We start from the raw sequence: 20,094 nt of genomic DNA, 5'->3' as shown, positions 1-20,094 counted from the left end.
TAAATTGACAAAAGGATGGAAAAATGTGCGAAAAAGTGTTGCTAAGACACTATAGGATAATGAGTAAGGGTTATTTTTTTATATTGCTCATACGAACTGATTTCACGCTTTATAAATTCCATCCGGTTATTTCCACCGAGGCCGGCAAAGAAAAACGTTATGCGACTGCAACAAAACTTCCTCTTGTTATGCGGCTTTCTATGGCCGTCGTTAACCGGGCTATCCTTTTCGTCGGCCGGCCCGATACATCCTTATACAGATCCGTCCGGCAATATCAGGCTGGAACAATTAACCACTCATGACGGGTTGTCCCAGAATACCGTGCGATGTCTGCTCCAGGACAAAAAAGGGTTTATCTGGGTAGGGACCCTGAATGGGTTGAACCGGTATGATGGCAGGAAGTTTACCGTCTACCGCACGAACCAGGGAGCACCCCTTCCTATTAGTGACAATCGGATCCGGTCATTGTATGAAGATAAGTCAGGGATTATCTGGGTCAAGACGACAGAGGGACATTATCATTGTTTTGATCCTAAAAAGGAGAGTTTTGTCAATGTAATACCAGACAGCGCAGACCTGACCTATGATCATCTGTACGAAACCTCAAAGGGAGTATGGCTATACAGTAAAAATAACGGGTGCCAGCACAATGGCAAAAGATACGCACTGGGTGCCGTACATTTTATATTTGAAGACCCGCAACATGAGCAATGGATAGGTACGGATAAGAATTTATATAAACTGGATGCCCGGGGCAATGCGATAAAAATCTGTGAAGGGAATTTTATTAAAGCAATAGCGAAGGACCAGCAGTTGTATTTTATAAAAAAACAGGGGTTCATCATATATGACCTTTCAACAAAACAAACCCTGAAAAATGATTTAGCTTTCCTCCCTGCCGGCGTGACATTGACAGATGCTGCTATTTTAGCCAATAACCGGATCTTATTAGGTACCCAGCAGCACGGCCTGCAATTAGTAGATCTAAAATCAAACCAACTGAGTTCTATCATAAAACTCTTTGGTGAAGAAATACCCGGTCATATCGATATAGAAACAGACCAGGACCATGGCATTTGGGTCAATAACCATTCCGGCAATGTCTGGTACTTCGATCCTGAACAGGAATTCAGCCAGCGCATCTCCCTCATTCCTGCCAATGTCATGAAGGTCATTGACGATTGCCGGTATGTTTTTGCAGCTGATCACAAAGGCAAGGTATGGATCACCACCTATGGAGGCGGTCTGTATTGCTTTGATAAACTCAACAGGCAGGTACAGCGCTTTGTATACGACCCAGACAATCCCAATGGGTTAAGTACAAATTACCTGCTCAGCGTAATCGCAGATCGTTCCGGTTTAATATGGGTAGGCGCGGAACATACCGGTCTGCAAAAACTAACCCCGCAATCCCTGCATGTCACACATATTTTCCCGGAGACACAAACGCCTGAAAGGTATACTACCAATGGGGTGAAGACCATCTTCGAAGACAGCTATCACCGCATATGGGTAAGTACCCGCAATGGTGCGCTGTATCTATATAATGATCACCTTGAAAAGATACGCTCTTTAGAACACCTGCTACCCGGACAATGTGCCAATATCTATTGTATCACAGAAGACGCCCGGGGATACCTCTGGATAGGTACCAAAGGCGATGGGGTGTACATTGTACATCGTGATTCACTACAACAAAAAGCAAGACATTTTCTGTTGCCCACAGGTGACAACCGGCTTGTGTACACCATCATGCAGGACCGCCAGCAGCGAATGTGGGTAGGTACTTTTGGGAGTGGTTTATACCTCGCTACTTACAATGGCGGCAATTCGCTGGAATGGAAGAGTTTCTTTCACGATGGCGTAAACCCTGTCTACGTTCGTTGCTTAATGCAGGATCAACAAAACCAGATATGGGCAGGTACAAACAATGGTATACTCGTATTTAATCCTGACAATTTACTGGCGGGTCAAAATAATGTGACCACTTACCAGGCTGGATTAGGGAGTAATGAAATCAAAAGCCTTTGCGAAGATCATACCGGAAGGATCTGGATAGGTACAACCGGCGGTGGTTTCAGCCAGTTTGTACGAAAGAAAAGGAAGTTCATAAATTATACTACCGAACAGGGGCTTTCGCATGATGTTGTAAATAGTATGCTCGAAGATGCACAGGGAAACCTATGGGTGAGTACTGAAAATGGCCTGACCCGGTTTAATCCAGAGAAGAGCACCTTCGAAGTATTTTATTTTGCCAATAATGCACTGGGCAATTTATTTTCTGAAGGTGCCTGTTTTAAAAGAGAAAACGGGCAGTTGTTATGGGGTAGCATGAATGGCTTTTACAGCTTCTTTCCTGAGCAATTGAAAAACGGCAATGGCGATGCCCCTGTATTCCTGACAGGACTCAGTGTGGCAGGCAATCCTGTGCCTTTAGAAGAATCTATCAGTACAGCCAAAGCGATCACCCTGGAACCCGGACAGAAAGTATTCAGCATTTCATTTGCCTCACTGGCATTCAGAAACCCGCAGCAGAATAAGTATACCTATATCTTAGAGAATTATGAAGATGAATGGAATGCACCTTCCAGTTATAATGTGGCTACTTATCGTAATCTGCCGCCGGGAAAATATACATTCAAAGTAAGGGGTACGAATGATGATGGTACATGGAGTAAGCATGTAGCACGTATACAACTCATCGTACTCCCCCCTTTCTGGCGTTCGGATATTGCCATCGTCGGGTACCTTGCATTCATCATTTGTCTCATCATGGGAGTGCGTACTGTCAACAAACGCATCCATCGCTTACAACATGCGGTGACGTTAGAAAAGGAACTGACTGAATACAAGCTTAATTTCTTTACAGATATCTCACATGAGTTCAGAACACCGTTATCACTCATCGTGAGTGCGATGGAACAATTGCTTCCGGGCAAGCCAGCAGGCAAGCACCTGCATATCATGCAAAGGCAGGTAGCACAACTTATGCGCCTCGCAGATCAGTTACTGGATTTCAGGAAAATACAGCATAATAAATTACAGTTGCAGGTACAGGAAACAGAAGTAATCCGGTTTATAGAGGACATCTGTAATGGATTTACGGACCTCGCTGCGCAAAAGCAGATCACCCTCAACTTTCAGTCCAATGTAGATGCCTGTATGGCCTGGGTGGATCAGGGTAAGCTGGATAAAATGCTGTATAATTTACTCTCCAATGCACATAAGTTCACCCCTACCGGCGGGAGGATCAATCTGGAAGTAACGGTCAGCAATGACCTTTCCATCAAAGTAATCGACAATGGCATTGCTATTTCCGAAGAGAAGCAACATCTCGTATTCCAGCGGTTCACACAACTGACCTTCTCTCCCACTGGTACCGGCTTAGGCTTGTCACTGACCAAAGAACTGGTCACCCTGCACAAAGGAGAGATTAGTTTTGAGAATAATGCCGATGCGGGTGTGACATTCAAAATAAACCTTCCCATTCACAAACAGGCGTACCAGGCAGATGAAATCGCCCTGCAGGTGGTACCTAAAGAACCGGTGATTCCATTTATTGATGATACCGACACTTCAGCAATACCACAACCCAGTTCCAGGTACAATGTATTGATCATTGAAGACAATGCCGATATTGCTGCGTACCTGGCAACTACCCTGGGTCGTTATTTCCATATAGATACAGCGGCAAATGGCAGGGAAGGATTAGAACAAGCCATTGCACAATCTCCGGACCTCATTGTTTGCGATGTGATGCTCCCTGAGATGAGTGGATTAGACATTACACATAAGATAAGGAGTGAATTCCAGACCTGTCATATACCGGTGATATTACTCACAGCATTGTCCAGTGGGGAGCACCAGTTACAGGGTATTAATGCAGGTGCAGATGCTTATATCACCAAACCTTTCAGCACACGGTTCTTACTGACCACTATTATCAGGATTATAGAACAACGGGAAAAGATCAGGAAGCGCTTTGCGAATGATCCTGGTTTCTTTGCCGTACATATTTCGGAGAATGAAGCAGATCAGCAATTCTTAGATAAGATCAATGTGATCATTGAAAAGAACCTGGATAATGCGCAGTTCTCTGTAGATGATTTTGCACTCTCCATGAAAATGGGCAGAACGTTATTTTACAAAAAAGTAAAAGGGTTGACTGGGTATTCGCCAAATGAATATATCAGGTTAGTGAGGGTGAAAAAAGCTGCTGAGTTGTTGAATACAGGAGAATACACGGTGGCGGAGGTGGCTTATAAAGTGGGGATGAATGATCCGTTTTATTTCAGTAAATGTTTTAAGACCCAGTTTGGAGTGCCACCAAGTGTACATCTAAAAAAGGTGAAAGCAGCGGGATAACATGAGAGGAGGTGGATCATAAATAAAAAAAACTCCTCAGAAGGGTTAAAAAGACTAACTATCTACATTAGGTACCCGAATAAAATGAGGCCGCATCTTACTTAAGATACGGCCTCCTCATTTTATTTAACATCGATAGTTTCCGTAATATCATCACCGTTTACTCCTCTGAATGTCAGGAAGGAGGTGCCGGATTTAGTAGGTTTAAATTTGTAACTGGCAGAACGTTCCGGAATATCCATGGTACAAAAGCAGCCTTTGTAGACAGCTTGAACGGTTACGATATGGGCACCGGCAGAGTCCTTTTCTATAAATTTGTTAAACTGTCCACAGCCGTTATTAACAAGGAAATATACTTTGATGCTGTCGTTGACGTGTTCGATACGGGATATGGATACGATGGCATATTTGGTACATTCTCCTAATTTTTCAGGAGTGATTTTCTTGCTACAGCTGCTGAGCAGCGCTACGGTAAGAAGTAAGTAAATGGTTCGCATTTTATTTAAACGCATAAAAGGGGGATTTAGTTACGCAGGAGTGAAAATTTGCTTTGCAACTTTCCACTCCTGCGATGCAGACCCGCTGGTGCGGGTCGTTTAATTGATTCTTTGGAAGAGCGTTTTAATACTAATTACCGGATCCTGACTATTTTTGCACTGCCAATTAAGCCCGCTTTCCCGTTCACTTTCAGTACCCATACACCTGCTGGCACAGTACTGATATCCAGCTGTACCGCACCACTTGTATTAATCAATTTCTGCAATACAGGATTACCTGATTGAACATCTAATAAGGATACTTCCAACTGCTCATTCGTAGCACTATTAATATTCAATGTTAAAGTATTACCACTAACCGGGTTTGGATAAACAGTCAATGCTGTTGTAGCAACAAGCGTCTTACCTGAAGCTGCTACAACAGGTTTATCCGTTGCTGAAGCAACACCTGTCTTCGCAGACACAGCTGCAGGCCCTGACACAGCCGAAGCTATCGCTGAAGCACTACACACCCCCACATACGTCCATGGTAAACCATCTCCTACATTTAAATCAGGCTGATTACCCTGTGTCCACCACTTTGCCTGGTATATCTTCCCTCCATATGCCACCTGGTTACCGGCTACATATATACCACCCTGTGTCCAACCCGGAATACTGCCACAACTTTGCCCATTTCCACCACCATTGCCGCCATTACCAACGCAGGTTCCTACCACTGCCCACGTATCATTACCACCTGGAACGTCTGCACTACCTGCCCACCACTGATTTCTATACACGATAGAATTATACAGCACGATATTGCCTACCGTCGTATAATTCTTCGTCGCATCCCACGCCGGCAAATACGCACAACCTGCAAATGTCTGGCTATTCCATACGGCAAATGTTGTAGTCGTTACCACTGAATCCTTGCCATTCCGCAATGCCACTGCTGTAGCGGTATAAGACTTATACGCAGGTGGTGTCCAGGATACACTCGTTCCACTCAACCGCTGACCATCTATTTTAATATAAACGGCCGTCACCTCATTATTCGGATCATTCTTAGCCACTGATAATGTAAGGGGAGAAAGGCTGGTCACATCCAGTATACCATTTGCAGGAGCAGTAAATGTAAGCGATACGATCATGCTGCATTCCGTATTATCAATCACAAACTGGCTCATATTTGCACAACCACAATTACTGGCATTATTGCCACCATCCAACTCCAGGCTCACCCCTTTCAAACCGGTATAGCGGGTATAATGACCAATGCGGCCTACTACCTGTGTTTTTTCCGTACCACCCCCACATTCTACACCGCCATTAATAATATTCACCGTCGCACCAAACCCTGCCCTGATCCCGGCAGCCGTCTGCGTAGCTGTCGGTACCCATTTGCCGGGAATCATCACATCATGACAACAAGGCTTTGGATACTGCTCTGCCATCCAGAACCAGATCGCGGTTTCAAATGCAATCGCTCCGTCTTCAATTACCTTCTCCGGATTGGCCAGCAATACATTCTTATCACCGAAGATAAACTCACTCGCCTGACCATAGTTATAATTATAACTCAGCTGGATCGGTCCACGACCATGATAAGACTTGCCTGCAGCAGGCGGATATTCTGCATTGGTTTCATCCCTGTAACCAATATTCATAGTACCCTCATACCCTACTTCCTCCCTGAAATACAATCCCCAGGCATATTGACCACCCGGTGCTGTTGCCCAGCCACCAGTGGTTTCCTGCGAAATATTCGCCAGAAAAGCCATCAGTTCCCGTTTGCGTACTGTCAGGTCACCTTCATTCGCAAAGGTGCCATAATCCACTGTGGTGGTAATGATGTTGTTAGTAGAGCTGTTAAACCCATCTACCGTACGAATCACAATAGAAGAGCCGGTGGTTTTGTCCACACGGATCAGGCGATACAGGTTGGTAGCACAACGCCGTTCTACAATAATCTTTATATTGCTCATCCATGTCACGGCTTTGGCAAAGTTAGCATAGGAATAAAAATCCTTAGCAGCGGTCGTGGGCAATGTACCAGCACCGGTGCGATCGTCAGGATTGAAGCGGTGAGGGAAAAACGTATTCCACTCAGTGCTGTCAATAACGGATGATAAGGATTGAGAATGAATGGGTAGCAAATAGCAGGTGAATAGGATCACCCACACCATGCGGGACAACAATGTTTTCATAGATACAGTATTTTGGTTATTTTGAGTCTGGCGAAGATAGGTTTTTTATTATTTTGAAATCCGGCACAAAATCCGGCGTATGACCTAAAACATTTTTTTTCTATCTCAGAATACTTATTTTTATTCCATACTTTTCCACTTATGAAAACTATCAGACTACTCGTCATAGTATTAGCTATTAGTATGCATGCAATTGCCCAGGATAAAGACATTATTCATATATGGCCTGGCGATGTTCCCGGAGAAACTGCTCCGAAACACCCCGCTAAAACCACTCCGGACACTTCCAACCATGTAGTCCGTCTCACCGACGTGACCGACCCTACCCTCCAGGTATTCCACCCTGCCAAACCCAATGGTGCAGCAGTAATCGTATGCCCCGGTGGTGGTTATAAAATACTCGCTATCAACCACGAAGGTTATGAAATCGCCAAATGGCTCAATACCCTTGGTTTCACCGCTTTCGTACTGCAATACCGTGTACCTGACAAAGAACAAGGCGCCTTACAGGATGCACAACGTGCCATCCGCCTCGTAAAAAGCAGGGCAGCGGAGTATAAGATCAATCCTGACAAAGTAGGTATACTGGGCTTCTCCGCCGGCGGTAGTCTCAGTGCACGCATCAGTACACTTTATGAAGCAGACAGTTACAAAAAGATAGATGCGGCAGACAACCAATCTGCCAAACCGGCTTTCAGTGTCCTGATCTACCCTGCTTACCTGGACAAGGGAGAAAACCGCTCCCTTACCCCTGAGCTGAAAGTAAACACCAACACCCCTCCTATGTTCCTCTTCGCCACTGCGGACGATCCTTATGGCAACAGTGCCCTGGTCATGGCAGGCGCCCTCCGGGATGCAAAAGTGCCGGTAGAACTACACTTTTTACCAAAAGGCGGTCATGGATACGGCCTTCGCAAAGGCAACTTGGCAGGCGAAACCTGGCCATCGCTGGCGGCCAAATGGCTTGCTCCCTATGGCCGATGATGATAATCACCGGAACTACTGACACTGATCATATGCATTCACCCCACCGTAGCGGAATTTTACAGCTGTAAGGCTGATCTTGTAACTATGCTCTACGGTAACAACCTGTATAAAAAGGAATACGATAAAGAATTACAACGCTTTGAAGCGCTGTTCAATTTTGCCAGCATTGGCATACTGGTGACCAACCGGCAGGGTGAGATCGTGCTAATAAACGACTTCGCACTGGAACAATTTGGTTATCAAAGAGAAGAGCTCATTGGCCAGACCATTGAGCGCCTCCTGCCCATGCGCTTCCGGCCTAAACACGAAGAATTTCGCGACAGCTTCAGTAGCCAACCCCAAAGCCGCCCTATGGGTATCGGCATGGATCTTTTTGCACTCAAAAAAGATGGCTCTGAATTCTCCGTTGAGGTCAGCCTCAGTCAATACCAACATGAAGAAGGCTCTTTCGTTATCTCCTATATCAATAATATCACTGAAAGGAAAAAGGCGGAAGAAAAGCTCGAAAAAATGCATAACGAGCTGGAACAGAAGATCGCTGAGCGTACCCAGCAGCTCACACATGCCCTGGAACAACTGGAACTTTCCAAACAGGAAGTGATGATCGCGCTGAACAAAGAAAAAGAACTGAGTGAACTGAAAAGCCGCTTCGTTTCCATGGCCTCCCATGAGTTCAGGACCCCCCTGAGCACCATTCTTTCCTCTGCTTTCCTAGTTAATCAATATATAAATACAGAAGACCAACCTAAAAGAAGTAAACATATACAACGAATCATCTCTTCCGTGACCCTGCTCACCGAAGTATTGAATGATTTCCTGTCTGTCGGAAAAATTGAAGAAGGAGGTGTAACAGTCAGAAGCAACACCTTCGATATGCAGCTACACACCACTGCCATTATCCAGGAAATGCAGGATCTCGTACAGGAAGGCCAGAAGATCGAATATGAACACAAAGGCCCTTCCAAAGTAAAACTGGATCCTTCGCTGATCAAACATATCCTGCTCAATTTATTGGGCAATGCGATCAAATTCTCCGGAAAATATGGAGTGATACGCGTGAGCACCCTTCAGAAAGGACATATTATCAAACTCGAAGTAAGCGATTCCGGTATAGGTATCTCCGAAGAGGACCAACAGCATTTGTTTGAGCGGTTTTTCAGGGGCACCAATGTCAGCAATATACAGGGGACGGGATTGGGGCTGCACATTGTAAGTAAATACGCAGAACTGATGAACGGAAAGATCACATGTAAGAGTGAATTAAATAAAGGTACTACCTTTACTGTGACCTTTCTGCAATCTTAACTAAAACGCTCAAATGATGAAAACTATCTTACTTATAGAAGACAACGACGATATTCGGGAGAACACCGCCGAGATCCTTGAGCTTGCCAACTACAAAGTAATTACCGCCGAAAACGGCAAAACCGGCGTAGAACTGGCATTGGAACACCAACCGGACCTGGTGGTTTGTGATATCATGATGCCTGTATTAGACGGATATGGGGTACTGCACCTGCTGCAAAAGAACCCCGACGTACAGGATACCCCCTTTATTTTTCTCACCGCCAAAAGTGAACGTGGAGATTTCCGGAAAGGCATGGAAATGGGTGCGGACGATTATATCACCAAGCCATTCAGTGGCACCGACCTGCTGAATGCAGTGGAGAGAAGGCTTAAAAAAGCCGCTGTTAAGAAATTGGAACTTACGTCAGATATGGAAGGATTACAACAACTATTGACGAGTGCAACCGGGACGAACACACTTCAAACCCTCATGGAAGAAGGTAATACCGACCGGTTCAAAAAGAAACAACTCATTTACCAGGAAGGCAACCGCCCTACCAGCCTGTATTACATACAGAAAGGAAGAGTAAAAACCTACAAGGTGAATAATGACGGTAAAGAACTGGCAGCTAACCTCTATAGCGCCGGCGATTTCCTCGGCTATGTAGCCCTCCTGGAAGGCAGTAACTATCACGAAAATGCAGAAGCACTGGACGATTGTGAACTGACCGCCATCCCCAGAGAAGACTTTGAGACACTCATTAACAATAACAGGGAAGTGGCCCAGCAATTTATACGCCTACTGGCCAAAAACATCACAGAAAAGGAACAACAACTGCTCCACATCGCTTACAGCTCCCTGCGTAAGAAAGTGGCCGAAGCCCTCCTTTTCCTGAAAAAGAAATACCATGTAACCAAGGATCAGCCATTCTCGATCGACATCTCCAGAGAAAATCTGGCGACTATCGCAGGTACAGCTACCGAATCCATGATCAGGACACTGGGTGATTTCAGAGATGAAAAGTTGCTGGAGATTAAACAAGGGGTTATCACGATCCTGAATGAACAAAAGCTGGCGAACCTCGTAAACTAAGCATGATAAAAATCAGTTTTCCTACTGACCCGTATCCTGTTTGGCCAAACAGACGCTAAGTATCTTTGAACTGATAAGATTTTTAGCGATGGAAGACTTGCGCAATGCCCTTGACAGGTGCAAAAAACAACTGGCCGTACTGGAAAACCGGAATATCAACCTTAAAACCCAGTTAGCCAATATTTTACAGTATCACTTTGATCGTTCCCTCTTAGAAAAGCTGGAATATTTTCATACTGCTTTTCTTCAGATGGACACACGATTCGAAGCCCTGCGCAACGAGGTGGCCTTACAGCAAGCCTGGTTAACCCCACACGGAAGCGATTTTTCTAATGAGGAACATATCAGGCGTCACCAGCAGCACATGCTGGAAAAGCTGGAAAATATGGAAAGAGACGCGAGAAGATTGGGAATAGGATTTGATGAATATGTGACAGAAAATTTTCCGGTAAATCTGGTCCTGCAGGCGCAGGAAGTGAGGAAACGAGATATAAGGTGAAGTTTTAAACAAGGACCGCAGTAGCGGTCCTTATTTTTTTACAAACAAATTAAAAATAAGCACTATATTAGTCCCCATCTCTAGCCCTATGCCTAAAAAAAGATGGATTGAACTAATATCAGCCCTGCTGGTTTTCCTGTTTGTATATACCAGTATCAGCAAATTGCTGGATTACTCCGTATTTAGCAGACAACTCAGCCAATCTCCCTTCATCACCCAATATTCGAATATTATCGCATGGGCACTGCCCCTGGGAGAACTCGTGATTGCCGGTTTGCTATTGGTCAATAAAACCCGTTTACAGGGCCTATATTGTTCCTTTTTTCTACTCTGCCTGTTCACTACTTACCTGGTCGCCATGCTCAGGTACAGCCCTTATATACCCTGTTCCTGCGGAGGCGTGCTCCAACACCTCTCCTGGCAGGCTCATATCATATTTAATTCAGCATTCATAATCATAACTACCATCGGCATCCTATTGCATGTAAAGAAGCATCTATGAAGAACATTGTCAGGAACCGCCGAAAACCTGTAGAAAAGAGTAGGCATTTATCAACTTCATTAATCTTTAAGACCATGAAAAAGACCCTTAGTATCACCCTGCTCGCCGCTGTTCTGGCGGCCGGTTCCGCGTTTGCCAACCAAAAACGTGTAATCACCTGGATACTGTGGGAGGGTACCTTAGTAACGGGCCTCGCCAGCGATATTAAAATCCAGTATTGCCTTGGCGGGAACAGGATCGTATGTGCCATGGATATCGACAATGGCTACAACGTGATCTATCGCCCATAAGCCAACATTCCTAAAATTTTCAGGGGCTGATCCTATCAGCATCAGCCCCCCTTTTATATAACCAATAACCATGCGCAAAGCTATTTTAACGCTCTCCTTCCTCCTCCTCAGCGCCATCGCTATCGTCACTTTCCTGGTAACGTCTGCACCACTTCCCAATAAAGTTCGCAACGGATTTGACAGAACCATCCAGCCGGCTCACTTCCTCACCCCACTGGGCAATATGCCTACCGGCGACAGCATCCAGCTCGTAAGCGGCGCTACCGCCACCCAACTTTTTTTCACTACCACAGACCCTACCATCATTCTCTGTACTGATTACCATTTTAAACACCCTAAGCGGATCAGGATCACCCTCTCGCAGGGACTCCTCGATTCCCTGCAAACGTATTTCTACACTACCATCGATTCTCCCTTCGTACACATCTTTGGCTATAACATGCCGGCTATCATTACCCTGCCGCTCTACAGTGGCAATGCACAGGTCTTCCATCTCCCTCCCGGCGGCTTTTCCAAGGCCATTGCCATCGCTCCCGATCAGTTTATTCTACGCAAACTGGACAGGAAAATATCCGATCAGCAATTCCTGAAAGTTAATACCTCCACCAATACCATTACTACCGAAAAGAACCTCTCTATCCTGCACCAGGATGGAGGCGTGAGTACCGACGGCAGCCTTATTTATGACACCGCAGCCAAACAACTCATCTATACCTATTATTACGTCAACCAGTTCTTCAGCTTCGATACCTCCCTGCAAAAATTACAGGCAGGCCATACCATCGATACCTCCTCCCACTTCCGCTACCAGCTGGCCGAAGCCACTGCCCGCAAGGAACACGTGTTCACCAGCCAGGGACCTGACCCGATGATCAACAATGCCAGTTTTGTATACAAAGGAAAATTGTTCGTCCACTCCCTCCTGAAAGGAGACCACGAAGCAGAAGGGAAATTCAGCAACAATACTGCGATTGACAAATATGACATCCATACAAATCAATACCTGGGTAGTTTCTACCTGCCCCTGAAACCTGAAAAAGTACTCCGCATCAATATCTTCCACGGTAAACTGGTCGTACAATGCAGGGACTACATCTATAGCTTTGCTATTGATACCCGGGATTCTGTGTTAAATTAGGATCCTTGTCCCGCTCCTGCTGCGGAATGGGGTAATATGCCGCCCAGTCTTTCCAGAAACCGGGTTTCAAAGCACCCAGCACCTGACTCATAGTACCCATACGTTGCAGGGTAAACCAGCGGTCTCCCCATTCACAAAATAATTCTGCCCGTCGCTCCTGCGCTACGGCTGCCATACAGTTTGACCGGTCATTGACAATATCCAGCGTATTCAATCCTGCCCCTGCCCTGATCACATCCAGGTCGGCAATCGAACCCGTGAAATTATCCTGCTGTGCCCTCGCCTCTGCCCGTATCAGGTATTGCTCTGCAAAACGCAGCACCATCAGGTATTCTTTGTCTTCGCCGGTTGTAGCCCCACGCTTTTTATATTTATAAGGATAATAGTAAGTACCGCCGCCATATACAAAAGACCGTGTCCACGACGCCCTGCGCTGATCCCCATTTTCAAACGCCGCTACCATATCCGCTGATAATGGATAGTAAGATGCATCGTCATCCAGCGGGATAAACATTTGCCCAGGTAAGGTATAACCTTCACTGGTCCAGATCTGTAAAATTGCCTGTGGACTATTGTATAGAAATGCACTATCAGGTACACATAACCGATACATGCCGGCATCAATCACCTGCGATGCATAGTATTCAGCTTTGGCTGCATCTCCACCCTGCAATGCCACCCTCGCCAGCAATGCCATGGCCGCCCATTTATTGGCTCTTACATGCTCCGCTCCCGGATATTTTTCAGATAATAAGTTGATCGCACTGAGTAGATCCTGTTGCATCCATGCATAGATACTATCTGTTCGCATACGATACGCCAGCGCAGTTTGATCCACATCTGTCGTGGTTATATATGGCACATCCCCCCAGCAGTTTACGAGATAATAATAACACAATGCCCGCATAAACTTTGCCTCTCCCGTCCATTGCTGCACCCTTTCGGGAGATAGCTTTGTTGATTGCGACAACCCTTCCAGTACTGAATTACAACGATAAATCGCTTTATAATAAGCTTTCCAGATCAGGTTGATCTGTGCATCATCCGAAGGAATACTATTGTTCACATAACGCTGATAATACGCATTCAATGTTCCCCCTTCATCACCTGTCATACCATTGATCACAGACAGTAAGTTACCATTGTAATACATACCCATGGTATAATAAATATCTGCCACAGCGGCATCAGCACTGGCATCGTCACTAAATACGTCATCTGAACTCTGCTCACTGTCCGGCGTGGACACTGTGAGCAGTTTCCTGCACGAGACCAGGCTAAGCGCCAGTAATATGATTCTTACATACCTCATATCCTATAGTGTTAACTGCACACCACCCGTGATGATCTTCATCGGTGGCAGTGCCAGCTGGGTTTCAGGGTTTGCACCACTGTATGGTGTGATGGTGAACAGGTCCTGTCCTTCGGCATACACCCTGCATTTGCGCAGGAGCGCCCGCTTTGTCCAGGTCACAGGCAGTTCATAAGAGATACTGATATTCCGGAGCCGCAGGTAAGAAGCATCCATATAGGCAGCATTGGACAGTGTGAGGTTTGCACTCAGATCATAAGCCTCATTTCCCGGCGTGGCACTGGCCCGCTGCACATTGGTCTGATCGCCATAGTGTTGCCAGCGGCTAAGCGCTGCAATGGTTTCATTGCCCTGACCACCCGGCGCATTCACAAAGGTTTTGCCCTGCTGCCGCACATATTGCAGAAAGCAACTGAGCGAAAATTGCCTGTAAGTAAGATCGTTTGTAATACCCGCATAGTAACGGGGATCCTTGTTAGATATCGTTACAAAATCATTGGCGCTGGAAAGGAACCCATCCTTATTTACATCTTCAAACCTGGCGACACCAGTCTCCGGATTTACCCCCTGAAAATGATAGCCCCTCACAATGTTCAACGATTGCCCGATCACAAATGTATTCGCATAGGAAGATGCCGCTAACCCCTGGAATGACTGTAATTTATTGCCAAAGAATGTGGCATTCAGACTACTCTTCCAACCGAATTGTTTATTTCGAATGATGGTGGCATTCAACTCTATCTCCCACCCCCTGTTGCGTACTATGGCAGGCAGGTTCGCCTGGTAACTGGAAAAACCGGAGATGCCCGGTAACTGATACCCTACCAGCTGATTACTGCTCCAATTGTCATACCGTGCGATGGCAAAAAACAACCGGTCATGCAGAAACCCCAGTTCAAGTGCTGCTTCCAGCTTTCGGTTCTCCTCCCAGCTATAACCATCATTGGCAATGCGCAAAGGAGATAGCGTACTACTGTTCTGGTAATTTCCATTCACCCCATAGTTGCTCATATACTGGTAATCCGGTATCTGGTCATTGCCCGTAATACCACCACTCACACGGAGTTTACCAAAACTCAGCCAGGTCAGGCGCCGCATCCACTGTTCTTCTGAAAAGATCCATGCTGCACCGATAGCACCAAAGTCCCCAAACTGTCTGCCAGGTCCAAAACGGGAAGAACCATCCCTTCTATAACTCACATTTAGCAGGTACTTGTCCTGCCAGTTGTAATTCCAGCGGGTAAAGAAAGAAATGTACCTGTATTCCCCGTGCGTATCCGGCTTACGGATAATGGTATCCGCACCCTTCAGTGATCCTAACTGATTTTCATCTGCATAGCCCCTGCCTTCGGCAAACTGCCCATTGCTCAGGGTACGCTGAAAGGTGCCGCCGATCAAAGCATGCAGACTTCCCTTTGCAATACGTAAGGTGTAATCGGCCTGTGGTTCTATAATATATCCCGCTCTTCTGTTGTCCGCCACCCGTGTAAAACTGGTCACTGCATTTTCCGGATGCTGTGAAGATTGCGGGAAGGAAAAGGTCTGTTGCATATCAATACGGGCATACCCGCCACTGGCCTTCAGGTACAGCCCCGGCAATAACCGATAGCGCAATACGGCATTGCTCAGTAAATTACTTGTCTGGCTATTCGCATGTTGTATTAAATACGCTGCCGGATTATCGAGATAAGAACCCCAGAAGAACTTACCATTGCGGTCATACATAGGATAATCAGGAGGTAGGTTCACCAGCGAGAAAAGATCGTTGGAAATACTCTGATTATTATCTGTTGTAAATAAAGTCGTACTGTTGATCTCAAAGCGCTCATTTACATCGTGGTGTTGTATACTGAAATGCCCGCCCCCCCTTGCATACCTCAATGCAGCAGGCAATACGGAACCCTGCCTGTAATAGTTGCCTGCCAGTCTGAAAGTAGTGCGTTCACTGCCCCCGGAATAACTCAGTTGTGCATTGGTAACAGGCGCAGTGCCACCAGTCAGGTATTTCGGCCAGTTCATATTAAGGGTAGTATCCCATAGCAGTAAGTCGGGGGCTACTGCCACAGTAGGGGTAACGCCGTCATTACGATAAGCTTCCCTGCGCAGGGACAGGTATTGGGTGGTATTCAGCATACTGAGAGATCCTGCTGTACGCCCGGCGCCCTGGTAAATATTCAGGTCCAGGAGGGGCTTTCCCGTTTTCCCTTTTTTGGTGGTCACGAGTACGACCCCATTGGCCCCACGGGAGCCATAGATGGCCGTAGCATCCGCATCTTTGAGAATGTCGATACTTTCTATATCTGCCGCATTGATGCTGTTAAACGGGCTGATATACTTTATGGCGCCCTGTAGTTCATCCAGGTTATTGAGCGGGGTGATATCAAAAGGCACCCCATCTATAATAAACAAAGGGTTATTGCCTGCAGCAATGGAATTACGACCTCTTATATACACTTTGATTTCAGCGCCGGGCAGTCCATTGGTATTCATGACGAGTAAACCGGGGATCTGTCCCTGCAGGGCAGAGAGTGGATTCACCACCGGCTGGGTTGCGATCTGCTGCGCGGAAACGCGGTTCACATTGCCCGTGAGCAGGCGGCGGCTACTGGCGCCATAGCCAATTATCACGGCGGCATCCAGACTATTCACGGCTTCTGACAGGTGGATCACATGGGTACGAAAAGGTGTCAACACCGTATCCAGCGGAGCAAACCCCAGTGACGAAATATGTAATACCGCATTGCGGGGCAGGTGGCTCAGTTCAAATGCACCATCGTTTCCCGTAGTAATACCACGGGAGGTACCTTTGAGGAGCACGGTTACGCCCGGCACGGGTTGCTCTCCTTCTGTTCTGATGTAACCCTTTACCACGTAGGGCAGGGAATCCTTTGCAGGAACCGGCACGGGAACAATGTTGACATCCGCCGTTTTTTGTAAAAAGATCCTGTTATTCAGCAACGTCCAGCTAACGTTTCTACCTTGTAAAACGACTTGTAATACCTGTTCCCAGGGTACTTTTCGAAAGTGTACAGTTACTTTTTCAGACTCATCCAGGATAGCATTATCGTAAACAAAATAGTAACCGGTCTGCTTTGAAATACTTTTAAAAATAGCAGATAATGGAAAGTGTTTACCCACCACCGTTACTTTCACGCTGTGGTTAGCAGGTTGGGCCAGAACAGCGGACGGTAGTAAAAACAGGTATAAAACACAAAGGGTTCCAATAGCGCTACAAACATGCTTCGCCATCCTTGAGTTTTAATGTTGGCTTACTTTTGACAAGTATTGAATTGGTTGAGTTTATATCACAACGTAAATGTTTTCGTCCGAAGGAAGGCTTGTATTCCGGTATAAAACGGCAATACCCGCAGTGCGGAATAACCGTTTACCGGCAATGAAAGACACCCTCTTAATTGTTGCTACTAAGATATACCTTCTCTGCTGTAATTTGGTATGCTATACCAGAAGTTTTTTTCAGCCCGTCGAGGAATTCGGTGATAGGATGGTCTCTCTCTATCACACCTGTGAGCATTTTATGAATCAGGGTAGTATCTTCAAAAACCAGTGTTTTACCGTACCAGTGGCGGATCACTGCATCGATGGAACTCAATGGTTGATTATAATAAGTATATTCTCCTTTGCGCCATCCCAGCGTTATATTTTCATCAAATGCACGCACTATTTGTGAGTGTCCTGAAGCATACACAGTCTCCATACCGGGCTTTAACAACACAGCAGCTTCCTGGCTCCGGGTTGTACTCACACTTCCCTGTACCAGAGAGGTAGTGACCATACTATCAGAATAGGCATTCACATTAAATGCTGTACCCAGTACTTTGGTATCGATCGTACCCGTATGGACTATAAAAGGATGCAGGGGATCAGGGGCGATATTGAAATAAGCTTCTCCTTCCAGGTACACTTCCCGGGTGCCTCCATTAAAAGCGAAGGGAAAGCGGAGTCGGGAAAAAGCATTGAGATGTACCTGTGAACCATCGGCAAGGACTACCCTATAGTCTCTGCCAGTAGGAACCAGCAAGGTGTTCCAGCCATTGGCATTGCCGGTAGGCGTAAAAGTGAGTTGACCGGGTACGGGATGCAGCTTTACCTGTTGTGCTGCAATATCTGCACTGTTGTTTTCAGGCAGACGGATGGTATCCCCGTTTTCAAGAAGAAGTTTGATCATTCCCTCATTCAGGGAATTACTGGCAAATGAAGCAGGCGATGCATTTTTATGTGCCGAAAGCAGGAAAAATAAACCTACCGAGACAAGCACAAGCAAACTGGCCGCTGCCAGCCATATTTTTGAAGGTGATTTTTTAACAATCCGGAACTGTTCTACGGGTTCTTCAGGTACGAAAGAAGATGCCGGAATTTCTGATGGAGAAGGTGCTCCGGCCTTCAGTTCTCCATGCAAATGTTCTTCCCGCTGATGTTCTTCCTGCTGATGTTCTTCCCGCAAATTTCCTTCTTCCTTATGTCTTCCCTGCTGCTGTCCATCCATCTGATCTGCATCCAGCAAGGACAACACCTTTCCCCACGCCATTTCATTGTATACATCTGTCATAAAGCCGGGACCTGCGGCATGCAGCGCATCTTCCATTTCGTCGAGACAGCGTTGTACACTCGGATCCTCTCCGGCCACCTTATTCAGGTAGTCGAGATTTTCCTGGCTTATTTCACCACTCAACTTTTCTAGTATCAGTTGAAAGATATGTTCTTCGTTATGAATCATTGGGCTAAAAAGGAAAATTGCCACCAACAGCGGGCGACAGGTTTTTCGTTGGCATTATTATTTATTACTTACGAAGCCTGAGTGTTCTGAGGACTTCTCTGCATAACTGTTTAGCATAAAGGACACCGTTTTCCATTATTCTTCTAAACTGCTCCACCCGATCTTTTTCCGGGCCGGATAAGCTAAGTACACTATAGGGTGTCGGTAAAGGGAACTCAACGTGGCGGACCATCAGTAAGCCTGGATCGGCGGAAAAGCGGTCGTCTGAATCGCTCTTCTTTACCAGATTAACACAACTGTTGTGAACCATTTTATATAAATATCCACCCATAGAGTGGTCTATTTCAAGATAAAGCTGTTCCTCCCATACCTGTACAAATACATGTTGCACCAGCTGCTCTGCCTCTTCCATCACCGTTAGCATGGTTCTGGCCTTCAGGCACAATGGCTTATAATATTTCATAAAGAAATACTGATAAGCTTTCAAATCTCCGCCTTTTAGGGCAGCCAGCATTACCGAATCATCCATGTACTGCATACAGCGTAATTTTGGGAAATCGTTAACAGTTGTTACCGTAAATATCATATTTCCCTGATCTCCAAAACGTTAATACCATGTTAACAGGTATATTTTACGTTTTTTATGCCGCCCATGGCTGAATCCGTAATGGAAATTAATGTAGGTTTTACCTTTAAAAACCGGCATAAACCTACAATTTATTAACTGAACAAAGATCGCTTTATTGCTTAAACGATTTAGTTTTTTTAGGAGGTGTTCAAATAATCCAGGTATAAAAAAGCCCCTGCGGGGGCGCAGGGGCTATCAAATAAAGTCATTATTGTTGCGCCAGGAGTTGTAAAAGAATATCCACATCGATCGGTTTACTCACATATCCATTTGCGCCGGCCGCCAGACACTTTTCTCTATCTCCCACCATTGCCTGCGCCGTTACTGCTATCACTGGTACCTCCGCCAGTTCAGGGTCATTCCTCAAAATGGACAGCGCTTCATACCCATCCATTTCCGGCATCATCATATCCATCAGTACCACATTAATTCCTCCATCTTCTTTTAGGATCTGAATCCCCGCCGGGGCATCCACTGCCGTTAATACCTCAAAGCCTTTTGCCTTCAATACCAGTCTCAATGCGTAAATGTTACGCGAATCGTCGTCTATGATCAGGATCTTTTTCATG

The 20,094-nt window shown here is 45.9% G+C and carries 15 protein-coding genes; 8 read left to right on the top strand and 7 right to left on the bottom strand.

What is annotated here, in order from left to right:
- Positions 1–159 precede the first annotated feature (159 nt).
- Complete coding sequence (locus SIO70_RS16745; protein ID WP_320582001.1) at positions 160–4,365, top strand: two-component regulator propeller domain-containing protein; 4,206 nt, start codon at positions 160–162, stop codon at positions 4,363–4,365.
- 122 nt (positions 4,366–4,487) lie between these two features.
- On the opposite strand, the gene SIO70_RS16740 is transcribed toward SIO70_RS16745, so the two are convergent.
- Both SIO70_RS16740 and SIO70_RS16735 read right to left on the bottom strand, forming a co-directional pair.
- Positions 4,488–4,877 carry a hypothetical protein gene (locus tag SIO70_RS16740; RefSeq protein WP_320582000.1) on the bottom strand — a complete coding sequence of 130 codons (390 nt, stop codon included), beginning with the start codon at positions 4,875–4,877 and terminating at the stop codon, positions 4,488–4,490.
- A 119-nt stretch (positions 4,878–4,996) separates the two neighbouring features.
- Positions 4,997–7,054 (bottom strand): glycoside hydrolase family 19 protein, encoded by a 2,058-nt coding sequence (locus SIO70_RS16735; RefSeq protein ID WP_320581999.1) that lies wholly within the window; start codon positions 7,052–7,054, stop codon positions 4,997–4,999.
- A gap of 141 nt (positions 7,055–7,195) precedes the next feature.
- Here SIO70_RS16735 and SIO70_RS16730 point away from each other — a divergent pair, with 141 nt between their 5' ends.
- The 7 genes from SIO70_RS16730 to SIO70_RS16700 all read left to right on the top strand — a co-directional run bounded on the left by SIO70_RS16730 (position 7,196) and on the right by SIO70_RS16700 (position 12,850).
- Positions 7,196–8,038, top strand: a complete 843-nt coding sequence (locus tag SIO70_RS16730; RefSeq protein ID WP_320581998.1) for an alpha/beta hydrolase — start codon at positions 7,196–7,198, stop codon at positions 8,036–8,038.
- Positions 8,039–8,125: 87 nt separating this feature from the next.
- Positions 8,126–9,346 (top strand): PAS domain-containing sensor histidine kinase, encoded by a 1,221-nt coding sequence (locus SIO70_RS16725; RefSeq protein WP_320581997.1) that lies wholly within the window; start codon positions 8,126–8,128, stop codon positions 9,344–9,346.
- A 13-nt stretch (positions 9,347–9,359) separates the two neighbouring features.
- On the top strand, positions 9,360–10,421 hold the full coding sequence (locus tag SIO70_RS16720; RefSeq protein ID WP_306460909.1) for a response regulator: 1,062 nt from the start codon (positions 9,360–9,362) through the stop codon (positions 10,419–10,421).
- An 88-nt stretch (positions 10,422–10,509) separates the two neighbouring features.
- The gene (locus SIO70_RS16715) at positions 10,510–10,920 is read left to right on the top strand and encodes a hypothetical protein (protein ID WP_320581996.1); all 411 of its coding nucleotides are present in this window, start codon (positions 10,510–10,512) and stop codon (positions 10,918–10,920) included.
- An 88-nt stretch (positions 10,921–11,008) separates the two neighbouring features.
- A complete protein-coding gene (locus SIO70_RS16710) occupies positions 11,009–11,422 on the top strand; it encodes a MauE/DoxX family redox-associated membrane protein (RefSeq protein ID WP_320581995.1) in 414 nt (137 codons plus the stop codon).
- Between the two features lie 74 nt (positions 11,423–11,496).
- The gene (locus tag SIO70_RS16705; RefSeq protein WP_143708765.1) at positions 11,497–11,712 is read left to right on the top strand and encodes a hypothetical protein; all 216 of its coding nucleotides are present in this window, start codon (positions 11,497–11,499) and stop codon (positions 11,710–11,712) included.
- 70 nt (positions 11,713–11,782) lie between these two features.
- Positions 11,783–12,850, top strand: a complete 1,068-nt coding sequence (locus tag SIO70_RS16700) for a hypothetical protein (RefSeq protein ID WP_320581994.1) — start codon at positions 11,783–11,785, stop codon at positions 12,848–12,850.
- On the opposite strand, the gene SIO70_RS16695 is transcribed toward SIO70_RS16700, so the two are convergent.
- The 5 genes from SIO70_RS16695 to SIO70_RS16675 all read right to left on the bottom strand — a co-directional run bounded on the left by SIO70_RS16695 (position 12,819) and on the right by SIO70_RS16675 (position 20,093).
- Positions 12,819–14,162: a RagB/SusD family nutrient uptake outer membrane protein gene (locus SIO70_RS16695; protein WP_320581993.1), complete on the bottom strand. Its 1,344-nt coding sequence runs from the start codon at positions 14,160–14,162 to the stop codon at positions 12,819–12,821. The two genes, SIO70_RS16700 and SIO70_RS16695, sit on opposite strands and share 32 nt — an antisense overlap.
- 3 nt (positions 14,163–14,165) lie before the next feature.
- Positions 14,166–17,411 carry a SusC/RagA family TonB-linked outer membrane protein gene (locus tag SIO70_RS16690; RefSeq protein ID WP_320581992.1) on the bottom strand — a complete coding sequence of 1,082 codons (3,246 nt, stop codon included), beginning with the start codon at positions 17,409–17,411 and terminating at the stop codon, positions 14,166–14,168.
- Positions 17,412–17,571: 160 nt separating this feature from the next.
- Positions 17,572–18,897 carry a FecR family protein gene (locus tag SIO70_RS16685; protein ID WP_320581991.1) on the bottom strand — a complete coding sequence of 442 codons (1,326 nt, stop codon included), beginning with the start codon at positions 18,895–18,897 and terminating at the stop codon, positions 17,572–17,574.
- Between the two features lie 64 nt (positions 18,898–18,961).
- Positions 18,962–19,435 carry a sigma factor gene (locus tag SIO70_RS16680; protein ID WP_320581990.1) on the bottom strand — a complete coding sequence of 158 codons (474 nt, stop codon included), beginning with the start codon at positions 19,433–19,435 and terminating at the stop codon, positions 18,962–18,964.
- Positions 19,436–19,733: 298 nt separating this feature from the next.
- Positions 19,734–20,093, bottom strand: a complete 360-nt coding sequence (locus SIO70_RS16675) for a response regulator (RefSeq protein WP_320581989.1) — start codon at positions 20,091–20,093, stop codon at positions 19,734–19,736.
- Position 20,094: the final 1 nt, after the last annotated feature.

The sequence above is a fragment of the Chitinophaga sancti genome (genome assembly GCF_034087045.1).
GTDB lineage: Bacteria > Bacteroidota > Bacteroidia > Chitinophagales > Chitinophagaceae > Chitinophaga > Chitinophaga sancti_B.
Note: the sequence above shows the minus strand (reverse complement) of the source record. Positions and strands in the feature narration are given on the sequence as shown.